Annotated in this window: 21 protein-coding genes; 12 read left to right on the top strand and 9 right to left on the bottom strand. The window is 52.4% G+C overall.

The window, feature by feature from the left end:
- Nucleotides 1-151: 151 nt before the first annotated feature.
- The 3 genes from TREPR_RS12370 to TREPR_RS12360 form a co-directional block, all read right to left on the bottom strand.
- Nucleotides 152-421 (bottom strand): Txe/YoeB family addiction module toxin, encoded by a 270-nt coding sequence (locus TREPR_RS12370; RefSeq protein ID WP_041611182.1) that lies wholly within the window; start codon nucleotides 419-421, stop codon nucleotides 152-154.
- A complete protein-coding gene (locus TREPR_RS12365; protein WP_015708661.1) occupies nucleotides 411-677 on the bottom strand; it encodes a type II toxin-antitoxin system RelB/DinJ family antitoxin in 267 nt (88 codons plus the stop codon). Before TREPR_RS12365 ends, TREPR_RS12370 begins: the two co-directional genes overlap by 11 nt.
- A 209-nt stretch (nucleotides 678-886) precedes the next feature.
- Nucleotides 887-1,702, bottom strand: coding sequence for a carbohydrate-binding family 9-like protein (locus TREPR_RS12360; RefSeq protein ID WP_015708660.1), 816 nt, complete (start codon nucleotides 1,700-1,702; stop codon nucleotides 887-889).
- Between the two features lie 146 nt (nucleotides 1,703-1,848).
- On the opposite strand from TREPR_RS12360, the gene TREPR_RS12355 reads away from it, so the two are divergent.
- The 4 genes from TREPR_RS12355 to TREPR_RS12340 all read left to right on the top strand — a co-directional run bounded on the left by TREPR_RS12355 (nucleotide 1,849) and on the right by TREPR_RS12340 (nucleotide 6,489).
- Entirely contained in the window at nucleotides 1,849-3,156 is a 1,308-nt protein-coding gene (locus TREPR_RS12355) for an ABC transporter substrate-binding protein (RefSeq protein ID WP_015708659.1), read from the top strand.
- Nucleotides 3,157-3,258: 102 nt separating this feature from the next.
- Nucleotides 3,259-4,140 (top strand): carbohydrate ABC transporter permease, encoded by an 882-nt coding sequence (locus TREPR_RS12350; protein WP_015708658.1) that lies wholly within the window; start codon nucleotides 3,259-3,261, stop codon nucleotides 4,138-4,140.
- Nucleotides 4,141-4,149: 9 nt separating this feature from the next.
- The gene (locus TREPR_RS12345; RefSeq protein WP_015708657.1) at nucleotides 4,150-4,995 is read left to right on the top strand and encodes a carbohydrate ABC transporter permease; all 846 of its coding nucleotides are present in this window, start codon (nucleotides 4,150-4,152) and stop codon (nucleotides 4,993-4,995) included.
- A 9-nt stretch (nucleotides 4,996-5,004) separates the two neighbouring features.
- Nucleotides 5,005-6,489, top strand: a complete 1,485-nt coding sequence (locus tag TREPR_RS12340) for a M81 family metallopeptidase (RefSeq protein WP_015708656.1) — start codon at nucleotides 5,005-5,007, stop codon at nucleotides 6,487-6,489.
- A gap of 34 nt (nucleotides 6,490-6,523) precedes the next feature.
- Here TREPR_RS12340 and TREPR_RS12335 read toward each other — a convergent pair whose 3' ends face one another.
- Both TREPR_RS12335 and TREPR_RS12330 read right to left on the bottom strand, forming a co-directional pair.
- The gene (locus TREPR_RS12335) at nucleotides 6,524-6,907 is read right to left on the bottom strand and encodes a PIN domain-containing protein (protein WP_041611181.1); all 384 of its coding nucleotides are present in this window, start codon (nucleotides 6,905-6,907) and stop codon (nucleotides 6,524-6,526) included.
- Nucleotides 6,904-7,095 (bottom strand): type II toxin-antitoxin system VapB family antitoxin, encoded by a 192-nt coding sequence (locus TREPR_RS12330; protein ID WP_015708654.1) that lies wholly within the window; start codon nucleotides 7,093-7,095, stop codon nucleotides 6,904-6,906. Before TREPR_RS12330 ends, TREPR_RS12335 begins: the two co-directional genes overlap by 4 nt.
- A 493-nt stretch (nucleotides 7,096-7,588) precedes the next feature.
- On the opposite strand from TREPR_RS12330, the gene TREPR_RS12325 reads away from it, so the two are divergent.
- The 7 genes from TREPR_RS12325 to TREPR_RS12295 all read left to right on the top strand — a co-directional run bounded on the left by TREPR_RS12325 (nucleotide 7,589) and on the right by TREPR_RS12295 (nucleotide 14,375).
- Nucleotides 7,589-8,791: an FTR1 family iron permease gene (locus tag TREPR_RS12325; protein ID WP_041611180.1), complete on the top strand. Its 1,203-nt coding sequence runs from the start codon at nucleotides 7,589-7,591 to the stop codon at nucleotides 8,789-8,791.
- 69 nt (nucleotides 8,792-8,860) lie between these two features.
- Entirely contained in the window at nucleotides 8,861-9,442 is a 582-nt protein-coding gene (locus tag TREPR_RS12320) for an iron transporter (RefSeq protein WP_015708651.1), read from the top strand.
- A 117-nt stretch (nucleotides 9,443-9,559) separates the two neighbouring features.
- Complete coding sequence (locus tag TREPR_RS12315; RefSeq protein ID WP_015708650.1) at nucleotides 9,560-10,810, top strand: Fe-S-containing protein; 1,251 nt, start codon at nucleotides 9,560-9,562, stop codon at nucleotides 10,808-10,810.
- Nucleotide 10,811: 1 nt separating this feature from the next.
- Nucleotides 10,812-12,095, top strand: coding sequence for an ABC transporter permease (locus tag TREPR_RS12310; protein WP_015708649.1), 1,284 nt, complete (start codon nucleotides 10,812-10,814; stop codon nucleotides 12,093-12,095).
- Nucleotides 12,085-13,227: an ABC transporter permease gene (locus tag TREPR_RS12305; protein ID WP_015708648.1), complete on the top strand. Its 1,143-nt coding sequence runs from the start codon at nucleotides 12,085-12,087 to the stop codon at nucleotides 13,225-13,227. Before TREPR_RS12310 ends, TREPR_RS12305 begins: the two co-directional genes overlap by 11 nt.
- Nucleotides 13,228-13,266: 39 nt before the next feature.
- On the top strand, nucleotides 13,267-13,962 hold the full coding sequence (locus tag TREPR_RS12300) for an ABC transporter ATP-binding protein (RefSeq protein ID WP_015708647.1): 696 nt from the start codon (nucleotides 13,267-13,269) through the stop codon (nucleotides 13,960-13,962).
- Complete coding sequence (locus TREPR_RS12295) at nucleotides 13,959-14,375, top strand: FMN-binding protein (RefSeq protein ID WP_015708646.1); 417 nt, start codon at nucleotides 13,959-13,961, stop codon at nucleotides 14,373-14,375. The genes TREPR_RS12300 and TREPR_RS12295 overlap by 4 nt, the downstream gene beginning before the upstream one ends.
- Nucleotides 14,376-14,566: 191 nt before the next feature.
- On the opposite strand, the gene TREPR_RS12290 is transcribed toward TREPR_RS12295, so the two are convergent.
- The 3 genes from TREPR_RS12290 to TREPR_RS12280 form a co-directional block, all read right to left on the bottom strand.
- Nucleotides 14,567-15,898: a methyltransferase gene (locus TREPR_RS12290; RefSeq protein WP_081468668.1), complete on the bottom strand. Its 1,332-nt coding sequence runs from the start codon at nucleotides 15,896-15,898 to the stop codon at nucleotides 14,567-14,569.
- Between the two features lie 70 nt (nucleotides 15,899-15,968).
- Entirely contained in the window at nucleotides 15,969-16,532 is a 564-nt protein-coding gene (gene efp / locus TREPR_RS12285) for an elongation factor P (RefSeq protein ID WP_015708644.1), read from the bottom strand.
- A gap of 431 nt (nucleotides 16,533-16,963) precedes the next feature.
- Entirely contained in the window at nucleotides 16,964-17,815 is an 852-nt protein-coding gene (locus TREPR_RS12280; protein ID WP_041611179.1) for an LEA/WHy family protein, read from the bottom strand.
- Between the two features lie 80 nt (nucleotides 17,816-17,895).
- Here TREPR_RS12280 and pepF point away from each other — a divergent pair, with 80 nt between their 5' ends.
- A complete protein-coding gene (gene pepF / locus TREPR_RS12275) occupies nucleotides 17,896-19,701 on the top strand; it encodes an oligoendopeptidase F (RefSeq protein ID WP_015708642.1) in 1,806 nt (601 codons plus the stop codon).
- A gap of 44 nt (nucleotides 19,702-19,745) precedes the next feature.
- On the opposite strand, the gene TREPR_RS12270 is transcribed toward pepF, so the two are convergent.
- Complete coding sequence (locus TREPR_RS12270) at nucleotides 19,746-20,153, bottom strand: bacteriohemerythrin (RefSeq protein ID WP_015708641.1); 408 nt, start codon at nucleotides 20,151-20,153, stop codon at nucleotides 19,746-19,748.
- Nucleotides 20,154-20,508: the final 355 nt, after the last annotated feature.

Genomic DNA, 20,508 nt, shown 5'->3' with positions numbered 1-20,508 from the left:
TCAAAGTATAGCTCTTCCGGGGAACTTGATTTATAAAAAAAGCAAATTCGCTTCGGGTAACCTATAAAAAGGGATAAACTGTATAAAATAAACCAATACCTATTACAAAAAGTGGTTGGGAAGGTTAAAAAAGCGGCGGTCCCGGAAATAGCTATTTAGCGCCATAATGAGTTCGACATTCGGCAATTTCTACATCTGAATTCATAATTCGATAGACAAGGCGATTTTTTTCGTCAATTCTGCGGCTCCACAAACCGGTTAAGTTACCAATCAGGGGTTCGGGTTTTCCTATACCGGCATTTCCATTCCTGAAAATATCTTTTATAAGTAAATTTATCCGCTTTATGATCTTTTTATCCTGCCCTTGCCAATAGATATAATCTTCCCAGGCGGCAGGATGCCAAACCAGATTATTCATCATCCTCGATCAAATTATGTTGTACGCCTTTTCCGGCATTAAGATCCGCCAGAACATTTTTTAGGTGGGCCATATTATGGGGATTATAAAAATCATCCTGCCGGATGACATCAAAGGGGATACCGTTGTGAGCTACGGCCTTTTTTAAAAAAAGCCGTATAGCCGAAGGGGTATCAAGTCCCAGATCGGAAAACAGGCTTTCTGCATCCTTTTTTAATTCCGTATCAAGGCGGACCTGAATTACGCTTGAATGAGCCATATATATACCTTCATTTGTACTTTATTACAATGTAAATATAATACAAATAACTCTATTTGTCAATGATGTGATGGGGCCTTTTATTCGCGCCCTTTAGGGCGAGGTTTTTGTTTTCCGGAAGAATGGTTCACCATAAGCAAGTTCCGCAGGAACTTGCCGGACTCGAAGGGTCCATTATATATTTTCCCTGCTGATAATCAATCGCTTCCTTACGCCTCAGTAAAGTGGAGATAGGAAAACTTTTCCGGGATGTGGGAATCGTAGACTCCGTGGGGGCTCAGGGCCCAGCCGGGGCTTTCGGCCACTGTTTTGTTGTGGTAGCGCAGGGCTTCAAAGCGGAAGAAAGCCGCCCGGATAGAGTCCCCTTCGGCGGGGGGGAAGCTCCGGCTGGGGAGCAGCTTTTTCAGGCCTTCCCAGGGGAGGGCGATTTCCACGGTCCAGCCTTGGTCTACCGTGGAGGGATCGTTGATGGTCCCTGCGGTCTGTACTGCGGTCCTGAGACCCGGGTAGTCCCAGTCCATGAAGGCCCAGCGTTTGCCCCGGGGGTGTTTTTTGTACCGGCTGCTGTCCTGGAATCCGCAGAGTACATCCACATCCCGCTGGTAGAGGTCGAATTCCGGGGTATCAAACCTGGTGCCCCGCTTCAGGGCATCCTGGTAGATAAAAAAGACCTCGTACACCGTATTCAGGGTGTTAATTTCGAGCTCGTAGTAGCAATCCTCCCCGTCCAGGAAGAGTTCCACGTCATTATCAAACCAAACCAGGGAATCCCGCTCGGTCATAGTGGCCCGCAGGGCCGGTTCCTCCAGCCAATAGGCGAGGTACAGGTTGTTTTCGTCCCAGAGGCTTGCCATCCGGGTGTCAAAAAAGGCGGGCTCCCCGGACACCATGTCCACAAAGCGGGGGGACTTGGGTACCCCCTGCCATGCCGGTTTGGTCAAATCCCCGTCTATGGGGAAGGGGCTGCGGACCCGGCGGCTGGTATACTCAGCTGGAAGGCCGTTCTGAAGGGTATCCTGGTGCATACAAAACTCCTGGTTTAAGGGCATATTTTTTCATCTCTCTTGCCCAAATACACTTTATAGCATATTATGCCCGTTGAAAAAGGCTTATTTTTAAAATATACGCTTTTGGGAATGACCTGTTGCAAATCATTTTAGGAGGAGAAAAAATGAGAAAATTAGTTTTAGTGGCGGCGCTTTTGCTCACCGCCATGACCATGGCCTTTGCCGGGCCGAGCAAGGACACCAGCGGTGCCACCAGCGGTGCAGTAACCCTTACGGTGTACCACCAAATCGACCTTGCGTCCCCCCAATACGAGTATTGGCCGGTTACCCTGGCGGCCTTCGCCGAGAAGTACCCGGATATCAAGCTGGATTTTGAGTATGTCTCCGGGGAGCAGTTCCACGATAAATTCCAGGCCATGGCAGCTACCGGGGATATTCCCGATATCTTTACCACCTACGTAGGGTCCCGTTCCAGCTACATCCTGGACCGGGGTTTAGTGAAGGATCTTCGTCCCTACCTGACCGATTCCTTCAAGGCCAATTATACCCCCGCCATCTGGGGGCCCCAGGGGCCCAACGGAGAGATTTACATCATTTCCCCCAATATGGCGGTCTGTACGGTGGTGTATGTAAATACTAAACTCCAGAAAGAACTGGGGCTCACCACCCCCAAAACCCTGGATGAAATGATCGCCCAGGTTCCGGCAATCCGCGCCGCAGGCTATACCCCCCTGATGTTTGCCAATAAAGGGGTCTGGCAGGCCCAGTCCCTGCTCCTCTCCATGCTGGTAGACCGCATGGGCGGCACCGCCTGGTTTGACAAGGCCCGGGCGGGAACGGCGAAATTCACCGACAAGCCCTTTGTGGATGCCCTGGCGGTGATCAAACGTATGGTAGACACCCAGCTTTTCCCCGCCGGTGTGAACCAGCTTGAGGGCCCCGAAGGATGGGGCGACTTTGTACAGGGAAAATCAGTATACCTCCTGGATGCAGGCTGGCGGGTTGGGGCTCTGAAAGGCGCTGCCGCCCCGGCGGACTACGCCCAGTATGAAGCCATCGCCTTCCCGGAAGTACCCGGCGAAGTGGTCCACGGCTCAAGCGCCGCCACCCTGGGGGAAGCCCTGGCAATGAACGCCAAGCTCACCGGGGCAAAGGCTGATGCGGCGTGGAAATTCCTCAGCTTCATCTACGGCCAGGAAGGGTTGGATATATTGATGAAATACGGCACCGTGCCCACCTACAAGCTGGATTATTCCAAATACGATCTGGACTCCCTGAACCGGCAGTACATCCAACTGACCAATTCCCAAACCATGGGCTATGTCATTGACGCGGTGATGGACGGCGAGGGAGTAAACAACCTGCTTAACCCCGGCATACAGGCGGTAATGATGGGGAGCAAGACCCCTGCCCAGCTTGCAGCGGAATACGAAGCCTGGGTCGCCGCTAACGACTCAAACCGGAAAAAATAGTTTCTATCCCCGAAGGGCAGAGCGCCTTTCGGGGAATATTGATTCAGTGTCCGTCTATGATGTACATCATAGATGGACACTATTTACCGGCGGGGGTGTGTTATGAAGTACCAACTTTCACGGAAAATCAGCCATTACTGTTTTATCCTCCCCGCTTTTCTTATATTTATCAGTGTTATGATCTTTCCGGTGTTTTTCAGCTTTGTATTGGGGTTTACCCAGTGGAAGGGCTACGGGGAGATGCGCTTTGTAGGGTTTGATAACTATATCAGGATGTTTCAGGACCCGGTGTTCCATATCGCCCTGCGCAACAACATCCTTATCGTCCTCATTTCCGTGTTCGGCCAGATTCCCCTGGGCATGCTCCTGGCTTATATGCTCCACCGGAAGATGGTTAAAAAGTCGAACGTCTTTGAGGTACTTATTTTCCTGCCCATAACCATATCTTCGGTTATTATTGCCCAGCTCTGGAACCGGATGTTTTCCCCCGTAGGGATACTCCCCGCTTTAGTGCGGACCATTACGGGCAACAAGGATTATATCATCACCATTGTGGAAAACAAGGATCTTGCCATCATACCCATCATGTTTGTCCTGCTGTGGCAGCATACCAGTTTGTATATGGTAATTTTTCTGGCGAACCTCCAGCGTATACCCAACAGCTTTATTGAAGCGGCCCAACTGGAGGGGGCGGGGGAAGGGACCATATTCCTTAAAATAATCATGCCCATTTTAGGGTATGTGATCTTTATCAACTCAATCCTTGCAATTGCCGGAAGCTTCAAGAGCTTCGATTTAATATATTCCATGAGCGGCGGCGGGCCTGCCCATTACACCGAGGTTATCGCCGTGTATATGTACAATACCACCTTTGTCCATCAGAATTACGGATACGGGAGCGCCCTGTCCATCATCATTATCGGTTTTATTGTCCTTTCTCTGCTCCTCACCCGGGGAGTATCAAAAATTTTCAAGGTAGAATAGGGGGTTATGATGGAAACACCATTACTGCGCAAAGCGCCCCTCAATTGGCGTATAGCCGCATACTTTTTAATGGTAGCCTTTGCGGTGCTGACCATATTTCCCCTGGTGTGGCTTGGGTACTCCAGCCTTAAACCCCATGCGGAAATCGTTCTTCACCCCCTGCGCCTGCCTCAGCACCCATCGCTGAACAATTATTTCAGGGCCTGGGAATTGGGCAATCTGGGCACGGCGCTGTTAAATAGTTTTATTTACACCATTGTAGCTACCGTAGCGACACTGTTCCTGTCCCTGGCTGCTGCTTTCGGAATTGTCAAATTCCACTTTAAAAGCAGCGCCTTTTTTACCGCCGCCTTTGCCGTAGGGCTTATGATTACCGTCCATGCGGTGATCATCCCCCTGTTTCTCGCGGAGGTAAAAGTGGGGATCATAAACCGGCGTATCGGGGTAATTTTGCCCTATATCGCCTTTGATCTTCCCATGTCGGTGATGATCGCCATTTCCTATATCAGAGGTATACCGGACGCGCTGATAGAATCGGCGGAAATGGATGGCGCCAAATACCGGCATATTTTCTGGGCCATGATAGTGCCCCTGTCTACTCCGGTGATCGCCACCATGGTGATCCTGTCTTTTCTGCGGCATTGGAACGAATTTCTCTTTGTGTTTATTTTTACCACCAAGGCGTCCATGAAAAGCCTCCCGGTGGCGATTACCCTGTTTGCAGGGCGGAACAACATTGAATACGGAATGCAGTACGCAGCGTTGGTGATCGGTATCATTCCTATGATAATTTTTTACTTCTTTTTCCATGCCCAGCTGATTAAGGGTTTTGGGGAAGGGGCACTTAAAGAATAAGGGGTCTTTATGCGTATTCTGATTGGCGGCATGAACCATGAGTCTAATACCCTGAATCCCATTATCACCGGGGCGAGGGATTTTTTAATTGCCCGGGGAGCAGAACTGCTTGTGCCGGGCTACGCTCCCCAATCTGCCATAGCGGGAATCGTGGAAACATTAAAAAAAGCGGGCTGCGAATTGGTTCCGGCCCTGATGGCCCGGGCAGTACCAAACGGGGTGGTGTCCCACTCCTTGTACGAGGAGCTTAGGGCTGAATTTATCCTGAGTATCCGGGAAGCATTGGCGGCGGGGCCCATAGACGGAATTTGTCTGGCCCTGCACGGCTCAATGAAGGTAGAAAACCTGGGCTGCGCCGAAGGGGATCTCCTGGCCCATATCCGAAAAATCCTGCCCCATGTCCCGTGCACAGCATCCCTGGATATGCATGCCACGGTTACTAAGGAAATGCTGGATGCGGTAAACGGCTTTGTGGGCTATAAAACCGCCCCCCATATTGACTGCGCTGAAACCGGCGCCCATGCCGCAGCAATGCTGTTGACCAGTCTGAAAACCGGAAAAAAGCTCTACACCGCCTACCGCCGGATCCCCATGCTTATCGCCGGGGAAAAGTCCGAATCCGAGGCGGAGCCCATGTCCTCCCTGATTGAATTGTGCCGGGAAGCGGAGAAACGCCCGGGCATCCTGGGGGCATCTTTTCTGCTGGGCTTCCCCTGGGCGGATGACGAACATAATGCCGCCTGCGCCCTGGTCACAGGGTTTTCTGAAAACGAGACTTCAGCCAATACAATAGCTGCGGTAACAGAAAACCTGGCGGCCCAGTTCTGGAAACGCCGCAGGGAATTTGCTTTCCGCAGCGAATATTACGATTCGGCGGCAGCCATGGAGGCGGCTTACCGGGCGGTGCTGGAGAACCATGAAAAGCCGGTGTTTGTCTCTGATTCCGGGGACAACCCCACAGCCGGAGCCGCCGGGGACTCTACGGACCTTTTGGAAAAAATCCTCGCCCGGCTTGACATGGTAGAAAAACTGCCCACACCGTTACTGTACAGCGGCTTTTACGATGCCCCCGCTGCTGCGGTCTGCGTCAAGGCGGGAATAGGCGCAGTGGTAGACACCACCCTGGGGGGGAACTGGGACACCCTGAACGGCAAAAAGATCCCTCTGGGCCTGGAAGTGCGGAACATTGTCCGGAATTTCGGCCCCCATAAATCGGACCTGGTACTGGCATCCTCGGGAAACATTCTTTTTACCATCACCTCCGCCCACATCGGCTTTGGCGACCCGGATCTGCTCCCCAGTCTGGGGGTAAAGGCGGAAGATTACAGCCTGGTGGTAGTAAAGCTGGGCTACCTGGAGCCCTGTTTCCGTACCATTGCCCGGCGGGCCATCCTCGCCACCTCCAAGGGCTGTTCCAATGAAGTGCTGGAAAGTATCCCCTATAAACGGGTTACCCGGCCCCTGTATCCCCTGGATGAGGACGCGGAGCTCTAGTACCTCAAAACAATGTTTGCCGCCTCTGCGTTGCCTATTTATACATTTTTAAAGGTAAATACTCGGCCATTTCGTTAAAATGTTTATCCCGTGCAACTAATGATAAATTATTTTGCAAGCAATTTTGTGCAATTATTAAATCTGTTATCCCTATATCATTGTATCCATGCTTATAATTTTTAACTTGAATATTCTGTAATTCTTTCCAGTCAATTTCTATTTCATATTTTACTACACTGTTAAGTAATACTATTAAATGTTTTTCTTTTTTATGAATCATTGACGGCAATAATTCTGTTAAGATTAAATCATTGGTGCATATTGAATTATTGTCTATGAGATCGTCAATAAAGGCGTAATCTTTATAGGTCTTGAAATATTCTATCCATGCCGATGAATCCACTAGTATATTATTCACCTTTTCCTCATTTTTTCAATGTCAATTCCAAGATCAATTTTTCCGGCATAATCTTTAATTCCTTTAATTTTTTCTGCACGGATTAAATTTTCCAATGCTGTCATAATAACTCCTTTTTTCGTGGAAATATTGGTTATTTCCATGGCCTCTGCGACTAATGTTTCAGGTAAATCCAAGGTCGTTCTCATGAATATCCTCCTATGCATATTTTATAGGTAAATGATATGCCTTGTCAATTATTTTTAGGCATATTGTTTGATTTTCTTTTGCCATTGCTGAACGGCACCAGGCGCCGAATTTGCCTAGTATCCTAGTAAACCTATCGGTGGTGGGGGGGAGTACTAGTTATTTTAGTTACTATGGAAGCGGCGTGTTTATATGCGTCGCCTGGATTGTCCATGTCATACCCCCCTTTTTTTCGTGTTAGCTACTGAAAATATATCGCGGGTGTTTTAAAAAATCAAGAATTATCCTCGGATATAGGTGACTGTCACCTTTTGGAAAGAAGGGTCCATTATATATTCCCCTTCCTTTTTGTTCCTTCGTGGTGAAATTTCTTCCTCATTTATCCAAATTTCCCCCAAAACCCGCTTGACATAAAAGTTAGGCCTTGCTATCTTTTCTTTATAATTAGTTAGTCCTATAATACATAGTAAGCAAATTCTAACTAGGGGGTTGATTTTGCGTAAAAAGTTAGTTTTATCTATCTTGATAGTGGTCATGGTAAGCATGATTTCCACGCCGGTTTTTGCCGCCTTTGCATCCTGGAATGAGATAGTGGATGAAATGCGGGATGTGATAAACCAGTCTTACAATACCTACCTGACCGGGGACATTGATACTGCCAAAGATCAGGTGGATACGGCCTATTTTGGGTATTATGAAAAACTCGGCTTTGAAAAAACCGTGATGGCCTATGTCTCAGGCGCTCGGGCCGCCAAAGTGGAGTACCAGTTCAGTATTATTAAGAAAGCTATGACCAATCGCGCCCCAAACAATGAGGTGCGCCAGGCCCTGGATCTCCTGGTGCAGTACCTTAGGGAGGATGCCAACCAGTTGGACGGCAAAGGGGAGAGCGCCCTGGGGGTTTTCCTGGGTTCCCTGCTGATCATAGTCCGGGAAGGCTTTGAGGCGATCCTGGTGGTGGGGGCCATTGTGGCCTACCTTTTAAAAAGCGGGAACAAAAAAAGTACCAAGCCGGTTTACTGGGGGGCGATTCTGGCCCTGGGCTTCAGTGTGGTCATGGCCTTTATCCTGAACGCCTTGACAGGCAATGCCAGCGGGCAGGGCCAGGAGATTCTTGAGGGGGTCACCATGCTGGTGGCCGTGGCGGTGCTTTTCTATGTAAGCAACTGGATGGTATCCAAGGCGGAAGCCGAAGCATGGACCTCTTATATAGAAGGAAAGGTTCAAAGTTCCATAACTAAGGGTTCCGTGTTTTCTCTGGCCTTCGCAGCGTTCCTGGCGGTTTTCCGGGAAGGCGCCGAGACGATCCTCTTTTACCAGGCTCTGCTGGCCCAAACCCAAAGCTATGTCAACATGGTGTGGCTCGGCCTGGGCATAGGCGCAGTGATCCTGGTGGCTGTCTATATCCTTATCCGGGTGGTGAGTTTCCGTCTGCCTCTGAAGCCCTTTTTCCTGGGCACCAGTGTGCTGCTCTTCCTCATGTCGGTCACCTTTATTGGTAACGGCATCAAGGAGCTTCAGGAAGGAAATCTTATCGGGGTTACTCCGGTTTCCTTTGTCGGTTCCGTGGATATCCTGGGGATCTATCCCACCCTGGAAACCCTTATCCCACAGATACTGCTGCTGGCTGCCACGGTCATAACCTTTGTGATGCAGCTCAAGCGGAATAAGCGTCTCAGTTCTGCGGCGGCAGTGTAGGATTATTAACAATGGTATTAACTCAAGGTATTTAAGCCATGAGAAAAAAATTTAGGAAGGAGTGAGTACATGAATATCAGAAAACTGATGGTACTTCTATTGATTGCGGGCTGCACCGCCTTTGCCTTTGCCGGCGGCGGTCAGCAGGGAACCAGGCCCGCCAGCGCGGTTGCCCCCGGCGAGGTTGCGGGTTTCGAGGAATTTCCTTTAGGGGATGATTTTGAATTAGGGCCCCTCAATGTGGCGGGCGTCTATTTCCAGCCTGTGGATATGATCCCCGCTGCTGCAGGTCTTCCTGCGTCCCAGTCGGATATACACATTGAAGCGGATATCTCCGCCCTGGAGAACGAGCTGGGCTATGGGGTCGGTGACTTTGTTCCCAACCTTACGGTCCGGTATGAGATTAGCCAGCCCAGCGGCTGGAAAATCGAAGGGACTTTTATGCCCATGAACGCCAGCGATGGCCCTCACTACGGCGCCAATGTTAAACTCAACGGCATCGGGGAGTATACGGTCAAATTCTTCATCCAGAATCCCGAAGCCCAGGGTTATGTGCTCCACGTGGACAAGACCACTGGCGTACCCGGCCGCTTCTGGGGCCAGCCCCTGGTTGCTGAATGGAACGTGGCCTATGCAGGGCCTCAGTGGTAGTATAACTGATTAGTGAGGAATTAGTAGTTAGGAATGAGGGGTGAAGCGCAAATCTTTCTCCTTGTTTCCTAATTCCTCACTTCTTATTCCTAATTACTAAGTGAAGAAAGGGGTTTCATGCTTAGGTATCTCATTCAGGTTGTGCATACTTCGCTGACCACGGCGATTCTCACCGCTTTATTATTTGCGGTAATTTTTAAAAAAGGCGACCCGGGCCGGAAGAAATGGCTGGCTGCGGGGAGTATAGCCGGGGTAGTTGCATCGGCGATTCTTGCAGTTTTGCGGCGTACCACTGCCCTCATAAACCGGGGGTTTTTTAATACTTGGACTTTATCCATCGCTATCATTGGGGGGATCGTGTTTATCCTGCTCCTTTGGGGAGTCTTGGAAAAAAGCTTTCCAAAACTGCACCGCCGGACCATGGATTGTGCAGGCGCTGTTCTTACGGCGTCCCTGTTTTTTTACGTCCTTCCCACATTATTCCTGTATCCAACAGAATTCCTCCTGGCAGGGGAAAGTGTCTTTAGTACAGATTTTCTTTTTAAGATCATAGGGTTCTTTGCGGGGCTTGGGATCGTCCTGATTACCGCCCTGGCGCTTTTTAATGCCGGCACTGTCTTGCCTGACAAACTTTTACGTCTTTTTCTCACCCTTGGCCTTGTTATTAATATGGTAAATCAATTGTCTGCGATTATTCAGTTTCTCTTTGCCCGGCGTATCATACCCATGGTACGCTGGGTTTTCAGAATAATTGTGGTGACGATTAACAATAATGTGTTTTTTCTTTATGCTATCATGGCTATAGCATTTTTTCTGCCTGTTTTCCTGTTTGTGAAGAGTTTCTATCCTAACCAGAATTACAGCAACCCTGCGGAACACCGGAAGATCCGCTCTGCCATGCGCCGGAACCGGCGTTGGAGTATCGCAGTAGTTCTGGGCTTTGGGGTTTCCCTTACCACCCTTACGGCGGTTAAATCCTATGCGGAACAGGGGGTAACCCTTTCCCCGGCGGAACCCATGAGCATTGTGGGGGAAGAGATCATTATCCCCATTGACCAGGTCAGTGACGGGCATCTCCACCGTTTTGCCTTTAACACTTCTGATAATACCGAGGTGCGGTTCATCGTGATACGGAAAAACGAAATCGCCTATGGGGTCGGCCTTGACGCCTGTGATATATGCGGTGCCACGGGGTATTATGAACGGAAGGGGCAGGTCATCTGCCGGCTCTGCGATGTGGTGATGAATATTTCTACCATTGGTTTCAAGGGGGGCTGCAATCCGGTTCCCCTGGCCTACGCCCTCAGGGGGGGAACCATGGTGGTGTCTACCGGGGACCTGGAAAACGAAAAAGGGCGGTTCAAATAGTATGTTCTGGAGAATGGTACGACGTGCGCTTTTCCGCCAAAAGGGGAAAATGCTGATGATAGCCTTTACGGTTGCCCTGGGAGCCTCCCTGGCCACAGCAATGCTGAACGTGATGCTTGATGTGGGGGATAAGGTAAACCAGGAGCTGAAAACCTACGGCGCCAATATCAACGTGGTGCCCCGGGGCGCTTCTCTGCTGGACGATCTCTACGGGGTCAGCGACGGCGGCGGGGTGTCGGACAAGTATTTGCCGGAATCGGAGCTGGGCAATATCAAGACCATATTCTGGGCTTTTAACATCGTCGACTTTACCCCCTACCTCAACACCCGTGCAAAGGTCAACAGCAATACTGAAGATGTTAAGGTAGTGGGAACCTGGTTTGGTCATCACCTGGACCTTCCCACCGGGGAATCCCTGGATACGGGGATGCGGAACATGAAGTCCTGGTGGGACACCGGCGGCGGCTGGCTCAATGACGGGGATGACGGTCAGGTCATGGTGGGCCGCTTGGCTGCCCGGCGCTATAATATCGCTGCGGGGGATACTATCACCATCGGTGGCCTTGCCCGGGCTAAAACTTTCCGGGTGCGGGGGATATTTAACGCCGGGGGGGACGAGGATGGGTGGATATACACCACCCTGGCCGCGGCCCAGGAACTGGCGGGCAGGCCGGGCCTGGTGAGCAGCGTTGAAGTCAGCGCCCTGACCACCCCGGATAACGAGCTTTCCCGCCGGGCCGGGCAGGACCCAAAAAGCCTTTCCATTAAGGAATGGGAGACCTGGTACTGCACCGCCTATGTAAGCGCCATCTGCTATCAGATTGATGAAGTAATCAGCGATGCGGTGTCCAAGCCCATACGCATGGTTGCTGAATCGGAAGGCGCTATTCTGGAAAAAACACAATTGCTGATGCTCCTGATAACGATACTGAGCCTGGCCGGTTCAGCCCTGGGCATTTCCAACCTGGTTACCACCAGCGTCATGGAGCGGGCCAACGAAATCGGCCTTCTCAAGGCGGTGGGAGCCTACGACGGCCCGGTATCCGCACTGATACTGACGGAGATCATTATCACCGGAATTGTTGGAGGCGCGGCGGGGTATTTCGCCGGCCTGGGATTCGCCCAGATCATCGGCCAGTCCGTGTTCAGCCAGGCAATAGACATAAAACCCATGGTGATACCCTTGGTAGCGGTTCTGGTGCTCCTGGTCACCCTGGTGGGAAGTATCCCTTCAATACGGCTGCTCCTGTCCCTGCGCCCTGCGGAGGTGCTCCATGGCAGGTAAACGGCAGCGCTTTTTCATAAAAATGGTGGTCAGTTCCATTGTCCGGCGCAGGTCCCGGATGTTCGTAGCATTGCTGGCAATAGCTATTGGCGCAACGATACTGTCGGGACTTATCACGGTTTACTACGACATCCCCCGGCAAATGGGCCGGGAATTCCGCTCCTACGGGGCCAACCTGGTTATTGTCCCGTCGGGGCTTGAAACGGTATTGACCACAGAGACCGTGAAGGCTGCGGTAGCATATCTGCCTGGGGAGGAACTTATCGGCGCCGCCCCGTACAGTTACCGGATGGTGAAGATCAACGAGCAGCCCTTTATGGCAGCTGGGACGGATCTGGCCGAAGCCCGGAAGGCAAGCCCCTACTGGTTTGTGTCAGGCCGCTGGCCTGAGCGGGAAGGGGAGGCCCTGATCGGGCAGCAGGTATCCGAGATGATCCGCCTTAACCTAGGGAGCCCCTTTACCATTACCGGGACCGACAGCCGCGGGCAGGGAATGAGCCGGGAATTTACCGTCTCAGGCATAGTCCAAACCGGCGGGACCGAGGAAGCCTTTATCTTCATGTCCCTGTCTGACTTTGAGGCCATGATGGCCGAAGGGGATAGAATTGATGTGGTGGAATGCAGCGTCAGCTCCTCAGGGGAGGATCTCCAGGCCCTGGCAGATCGGATAAGCGCCGGTATTCCCGGCGCTGAGGCCCGGCTGGTTAAGCGGGTTACCCAGTCCGAAGGTGCGGTGCTTACCAAGCTCCAGGGCTTGGTGTACCTGGTTACCGTGATAGTATTACTGCTCATCATGATCTGTGTGGCCACCACCATGATGGCCGTGGTGGCTGAACGCCGCCAGGAAATCGGGCTGCGGAAAGCCCTGGGGGCGGCGAATTCCGCCCTGGTTCTGGAATTTCTGGGGGAGGGCGCCTTCCTGGGGGCTCTGGGCGGGCTCCTGGGCGCAGTATTCGGCTTTATCTTTGCCCAGGCTGTGGCCATGAACGTGTTTAACCGGCCCATCAGTTTTATACCCCAGTTGGCACCCCTCACGGTTATTGCGTCGGTGTTTATCACCGGCCTGGCCTGCCTGATTCCGGTGCGGAGCGCCACAGAAGTTGACCCTGCAATAGTGTTACGGGGAGAATGAAGGCAAAAACACTGTTTCTGTTTTTTAGGAGGAGCATAAGTGGATTTACTTGAGTTACGGGACATTTCAAAAACCTACGGGAGCCTCAAGGCCCTGCGGGATGTTAACCTCACAGTCCGGAAAGGGGAATGGCTTGCCATCATGGGCCCTTCGGGTTCCGGAAAAACCACCATGATGAACATCATAGGCTGCATGGACAAACCCTCCACAGGGGATGTCATCCTGGACGGCGTTAATATTGCTAAGGAGAGTTCCAAAAACCTCACCACCACCCGGCGGGATAAGATAGGCCTGATATTCCAGCAGTTCCATTTGGTAAAGTACCTCTCCGCCCTGGAAAACGTCATGGTAGCCCAGTACTACCACTCCATGCCTGACGAGAAGGAAGCCCTGGAAGCCCTGGACCGGGTCGGCCTGGCGGATCGTGCCAGGCACCTTCCCAGCCAGCTTTCCGGAGGCGAGCAGCAGCGGGTCTGCATTGCCCGAGCGCTGATCAACTACCCCATGCTGATCCTGGCGGACGAACCCACGGGCAACCTGGACGAGGCAAACGAATCCATGGTCCTGGAAATTTTTAAGACCCTTCACCGGGAGGGCAGCACCCTTGTGGTGGTTACCCACGACCCTGAAGTTGCCGAGGACGCTCAGCGCACGGTAGTGTTAGAACACGGGAGGGTCGCGAGGATTATTGATAATGAGGAAGCGGCAAGCGCTAAGAAGGAGGGAGTTTTATGAAAAAGATATTTTTTATTATAGTACTCTGCGGGGCAGCGTTACTGTTTTTTTCATGTAGTAAAACTGCGTATAAGGACGGTACCTACAGAGGAAAGAGCGCCCTGGACGATACCGGCGCCTGGGGGGAGATCGCACTTACCCTGAGGGATGGCAAGGTTACTGATTGTGTGTTTATCACCCACCAGAAAGACGGAAGTATAAAAGATGAGAACTACGGCAAGGTCAATGGTGAAATTTCCAACCAGGATTTTTACGACAAGGCCCAGCTTGCGGTACGGGCCATGGCCCAATATCAGCGGCAGTACATGGAAACCCAAAGCTTGAAGAACCTGGATGCCGTAAGCGGCGCCACTATTGCCTATAATCAGTTTATTGAGGCAACGGAGCTTGCCCTGGAGGCGGCGTCAAAGTAGGAACCCTGAGGGGTTTCTCAAAAACAGCAAAATACGATCCATGAAAACCGGAATAATCGTCGCCCCTTTCTTCGATTATTCCGGCGGCGGTCAATCGGCTCATGCCCTTTCCGCCTGATTGGGTCTGAGTATTTTCCCGGAGACCTTCTAGTAGTGCACGTTGTGTGGTATGAAAGGGACTCCGGGTTTTTTTACCCCGAATGCCGGTAGGCCAGTGCCCGGAATCCTTTGCGTTTGAAATCGCCCAGCCGGGTAAACCCCTTGGGCTTCTCTCGGTCAAATCGTTCTGCGCCAGAGGAGGGCAGGGCGATTACCCCAACACCCCCGTCTGCCAACAGCGCCGCAAGCCCGTCCCAGTACGCGCCCAGCCGGTCGGTCTGGGGAACCAATTCCGGAAACAGCGTAATAAAACTGTAGGCGCCATGAGCCGCAGCAGCCAGCACTTCCCTGTCCATGAGCAGATCCACTGCGGGCGCCAGGATAATGCCGAAGGCGCCAGTTTTCCTCGCGCTGCTTTCTCCCGCGCCGCAATTCCTCGTATCGTTTCCCCCCATGCCGCCTTCCAGGGCAAGAAAGCTGTTGTGTCGGGCCGCTTCCAGGGCCAGGATATTTCTGCCGCTCAAGACCAGCAGGCCGGTTATGGCTTGCGGGGGTTTCCCCGTGCCCAGGTGCTGCAGCAACCACGCTGGGAAATGCCCCTGGTCCGGTTCGTGTACTAGGATCGGTCCTGCTGCCGGGCGCAGTCCTAGGCGTTTCACCAGCTTTGCCGCTGCCTGAACCGCGCCGCTTGGGGTATCGAAGTCCGCCACACCCTGGAAGGCGTCAATGTGGTAGGAACAAGTTTCTATCTCAAAGTCTCCGGCGTCTCGAAAATAAGCCGGCCATTGCCGGAGAAAACCGGCGGTTCCTGTCCCTTCCGTCTCAACTTCCTCCGCCATTTTCTGTGGGCTTATGTCGGGCCGGGGGCCAAAAACCAGAACTGTATGCCCCTTTCCGGTTTCATCCCGGATCAGCGCTAGTCCAAGCTCAATGATTCGGGACCGGATTAGATCGGCAAGGGTATTAACAATTACCAAAGCTGTCCTGCCACCGGGACTAAGCAGGGCAGCGGCCCGGGAGATAAAGTCTAATAGCACCGGCTTCCCCGCCTTGGCGGGAATATTGGATAGGATCAGATCCCAGGGAGCGCCGGGGCCGGCAAGGAGCGGTTCCGTATAAGCCTGTAATGCAGAAGGGAAAACCCCGTTTAGGGCGGCATTAAACGCCGTAAAGGCCCGGGCCAGTTCATCCCGGTCCTGGGCGCGGACCCACAGCTGCGAAAAAAGGTGACTGTCACCATTTTCGGCGGCCAGAGCCCGCCCTGCGCAGATGCCCAGTACCCCAACCCCGCAGCCTGCATCAAGCACGGATACCGGCAAAGGCCGACCAGCCGCCTTATCGTCATCCCACATTTGGGAAAGCACCCTGAGGAGCAGCCGGGAGCCCGTATCAATGTCGGCGGAACTGAAAAGCCCCTGGGACAGGGCAAAACGAAAATCGATCCCCCGAAATTTGAAGGGGACCTCTTTGGTGATGTATGGCGTTATATCAGGATTAGCTATTCACCCGCTCCACGTATTCATTGGTTTCGGTGTTCACCAGGATCCGTTCATCCTGTTTGATAAATAGGGGAACCCGGACGGTCAGTCCCGTTTCGGTAACGATGGGCTTGGTAGCTCCGGAAACCGTGTCGCCTTTGATATAGTTCTCGCTTTCCGCCACCGTGAAGACCATTTTTAAGGGGATTTTGATATCAATCACCTTAGTTTCCCAGATGCTCAGATCGTAGACATCCCCATCCTTCAGGTAGCACTTCTTCTCCACCATATCGCTAATGGGTACCTCATATTGGTCGAAGGACTCGTTATCCATGAAGTGATAATTATCGGAATCCGCATACTGGAACTGGCAGGTATGGACATCCACCGTGGCATCCTCAACCTCCTGCTGGGTAGGGATGGTCATGGTCAATACGGCGCCATCCTTGATACTCTTCATTTTAACCCGCGCAATAGCGGTTCCTTTGCCGGGGTTATGAAATTCCCGATCTACCACCAGGTAGGGCTGGCCCTTCTGGAGCAGACAGCTCCCTTTGACTATATCTCCGCCTCGTATCATAAAATCCTCACCCTTATATAAAAATTAAGACGATATAACGCCTGAAAAACACGGGTATAGAATAGTATACAGATTTTTGCGGTCTCGTCTACGGGGATATAGCAATTCTCGGTTTAACCAAGGGTGGCTCATTCTCCGGGAGGGGCGGGTCAACACAGGGGATACAGGGTATTGCGTACTATTATGTTTAGCCTTAGCCTAAGGCATTCCTACAGTTACGTATAACAATGCTTTTAGTATATACGGAAATAATGGCCGGGGAGGGAGGGCAATGCCCCCCGACCCGTCTCTGGAATTCTCTGCTGGAGGAGACCCGCAGGGGCTCCGTAAGCAGGTTCTACAGGTTAGGGTCGGGGGGCATTGCCCTCCCTCCCCGGTCGGTACCCCAGTACAGTCATCATAAACTGAGAATTACTGTTATACAGGACGCCTTATTGAATTACCGGCGAATCCCCGGACCGGTCAAAGCTCATGGTGAACCGGGGAAGGTACTCAATACCTGTGCCGACCAGTACATCCCCGGTGAAACGGTAGCGGACATTCCGCATGGCGATGACCTGATCCAGCACCTCCCGTTTCATGTTAATAAAATTCATCAGGAGATACAGATCCCGTTCCGCCGAACCCTGGGGTGGGATCGGCATGACTTTGGTTTCCTTACCTTCTGCCCAGTAGCGGCCTGCGCCGTAGAGTTCGTAGGCAAAAGATGAAAGTTCCAGGGGAAAATTGTTCGGATTGTCGATTCTCAGCCGTACCTTGAAGCGGGTATTGATAAGTTCCGCCTGTACCACCGCCATGGAGGAAATGGTAAATTCCGGAATCTGAATCCGGGGAAAATCAATCTCCGTGCTGACCTGCTCCCGGAGGCTTTCCCCGCCCTGGTAGTGCAGGATCAGGCTCAGGGTTATACCCGCATTATACTCAATAAACCCGCTTTTGTCCGGCAGGGCCAGGGCTTCTCCACCCAAATGTATCGACAGAGGAACGGTTCCTGATGAAAGGGCTTCCAGGGTTCCCTTGTCCAGGCTCACCGCTATGCCCTTCTCCACCTTCGCCCCGTTCAGGAAAAGCTCCCATTCCCCCAGACTGATATCCAAAGCCGAGGAACGGGGGTTCTCCCCCTCCACCGCAAAAAACAGGGTAATATCCTCAGGCGAAAGGGCTTCGATATGATCAAAGCCCAGGGACAGCCGCGCCTGGGGCTCCTCCGGCGGCGGCGCCTTGGTAGCGCAGGAGATGCACAACAAAAAAGCCCCAACCAGGGGAAAAAGCCACTTCTTCATACCCCACAATATCGGCAACAATTCCTGTTTACCCCAAACAGCTGTCATAAACTGAGAATAGTTGCTATACTGTATTCATTATGGCAAACGAATCACGCATACCTTCCCGTTCCGAAGTAAAGCCCCAGGATACCTGGGACCTTTCCAAACTCTATCCAAATGACGGGGCCTGGGCAAAGTCCCTTGAGGAATATGAAACCCTGACCGGGCGGATTCCCGGTTTCAGGGGTACCCTGGGCAAATCCGCAGAAACCCTGGCTGATTACCTGGACTTTAGCCGGGACCTGGGCCTGCTGGAGGAACGCCTGGGGGCTTACAGCAGTCTCCGGCAAACCGAAGACGAGGGGGACAATGCCGCCCAGACCATGAGCGGCAGGTTTGTCATGGCGGAAGCCAAAAGCCTGGCCGCCGCTTCCTGGGACACGCCGGAAATCCAGGCCATCCCGGAGGCGGATATGCGGGCCTTTCTGCAGCACCCCCGTATTGCCGATTATTCGATCTACCTGAAAAAACTGTTACGTTATAAGCCCTATATTCTGAGCGAACGAGAGGAGCGGATCATCGCCCTCCATGCGGAAGGGGAGAATGTCCCCTCGGAAACTTTTTCTGTGCTTACCAACGTTGATTTCGACTTTGGGGAGCTGGATACCCCGGAAGGCAGACGGCCCCTTTCCCAGTCCCTCTGGTCAGTCTTTATGGAGCATCCGGACCGGGAACTCCGCCGCCTGGCCTATCAGCAATTCTACCAACAGTTTGAAACCCACAAGACCACCCTGGCAGCCCTCTATAGCGGCTCTGTCAAAAACGATGTGATCCATGCCCGGGTCCGCGGCTACCCTTCGGCCCTGGCGGAAGCCCTCTTCCCGGACAATGTCCCCCAGAGCGTCTATGATAACCTGGTGTCCACGGTGAACGCCAACCTTGCGCCCCTGCACCGTTACTACGGCCTACGGAAAAAGGCCCTCAAGCTGGATGAGCTGCGGCATTACGATGTCTACGTTCCCCTTGCCCCCCGGGCGGCAACGCGGACCACCTGGGATGAGGCGGTGAACCTGGTAGCCGCTGCCCTTGAGCCCCTGGGCAGCGAATACGTTGACACCCTGCGCTCGGGCCTCCTGGGCCGCTGGGCCGACCGCTATGAAAACAAGGGCAAACGATCCGGCGCCTTTTCTTCCGGTTCCTATACCGGGGACCCCTATATTCTGATAAACTACAAGGAAGACTCCATCCGGGACATATTCACCATGGCCCATGAAGGGGGCCACTCCATGCACTCCTGGTATTCCGCCGCCTCAAACCCCTTCATGCACTACGGCTACACCATCTTTGAAGCCGAAGTGGCCAGCACCTTTAATGAGGAACTCCTTTTCCGCCAGCTCAATAAAACTGCGGACTCCCGGGAACTGCGGCTCTACCTGCTCAGTAAACGTGCGGACGACATTCTTGCCACCCTGTACCGCCAGACCATGTTCGCAGAATTTGAAAAGCGGACCCACGAGCTGGAAGAAAGCGGCGACCCCTTAACGGCGGAACTTCTCCGCAGCGAATACCGCGCCCTACAGGAAAAATACTTCGGCCCCGAAATGGTCTTTGAGCCTGAAAGCGATCTTGAGGGCCTTCGCATCCCTCACTTCTACAATGCCTTCTACGTGTATAAATACGCCACCGGCATTTCGGCTGCCCTGGCCCTGGCTGACCGGGTCCTGGGCGGCGGCGCAAAGGAGCGGGAGGATTACTTCGCCTTTCTGAAAAGCGGCGGCTCCCGGTTCCCCATCGATTCACTCAAACTGGCCGGGGTGGATATGTCCTCCCCGGCGCCGGTGGAAAAAGCCTGCCAGGCTTTCGGCAGGATAGTGGATGAGTTAGAGGGGCTGCTAAAGGGGTAAGCTGTTTAAGCCTGAGCTTTGGGAAACAATCACCCAGGGTCAGCCTATTTTTTGTCCGTGGCTTTAATATGCGCCGCCAGTTTCAAATCCTGGCCCTTGATATGGCCCACCAGCCAGTCCCCGGCGGTTTTGCAGAGCCTGTCCGTCAGCTCCGGGGTAACCCCATTAAGGATAAGCTGGTGGGACAGATCCCGGATCGTCGCTTTAAAATGCTCGTGGAGCTTTTTATGGTTTTCGTAATCCGGATAGTTGTACTTTTTCTGAATCTGTTCCTCATCAAAGAAATGCTTGATAGTATAGTTGTTTAAGAAATCCAGGCTTTTCTTGATTTCCTCAGTCTTTCCCTGGCCGCTCACCCGCAATAGATCATTGATAGCGGCAAATAATTGCTGGTGCTGTTCGTCAATCAGTTCCTGCCCCGTGGCGAGGCTGAGATCCCAAGTATATGCCATACAAAAACCCCCTTTTTTAGAAAATTCTCCAAAACTATAGCATGTCTGATGGATTTTTTTCCAGACCCTGGTTCTGTAATGGGGTCGCCTGGGGTGGGAAGCCATGGCAAGCCAAGGGCGCCAGGCACCGTTCCGGTGCCGATCAGTCTAATTTTTGGATTTTTTCGCTGATTATGCGGCCTAAAAAGTCGTAAATATCCTCCAGAGCCGCTTTTTGGTAGTTTTTCATGGTTGTTTTGGCGCCAGGCACCTTTCCTATTTTCTTGAACCGATGTATTTTTACAAAGGAAGTTTGTAATGAAAAACGGCGCGATTACAGGCAACACGCTGATTACGACACCCTCATCGTAAAATA

This window comes from Treponema primitia ZAS-2 (assembly GCF_000214375.1).
GTDB lineage: Bacteria > Spirochaetota > Spirochaetia > Treponematales > Breznakiellaceae > Termitinema > Termitinema primitia.
Note: the sequence above shows the minus strand (reverse complement) of the source record. Positions and strands in the feature narration are given on the sequence as shown.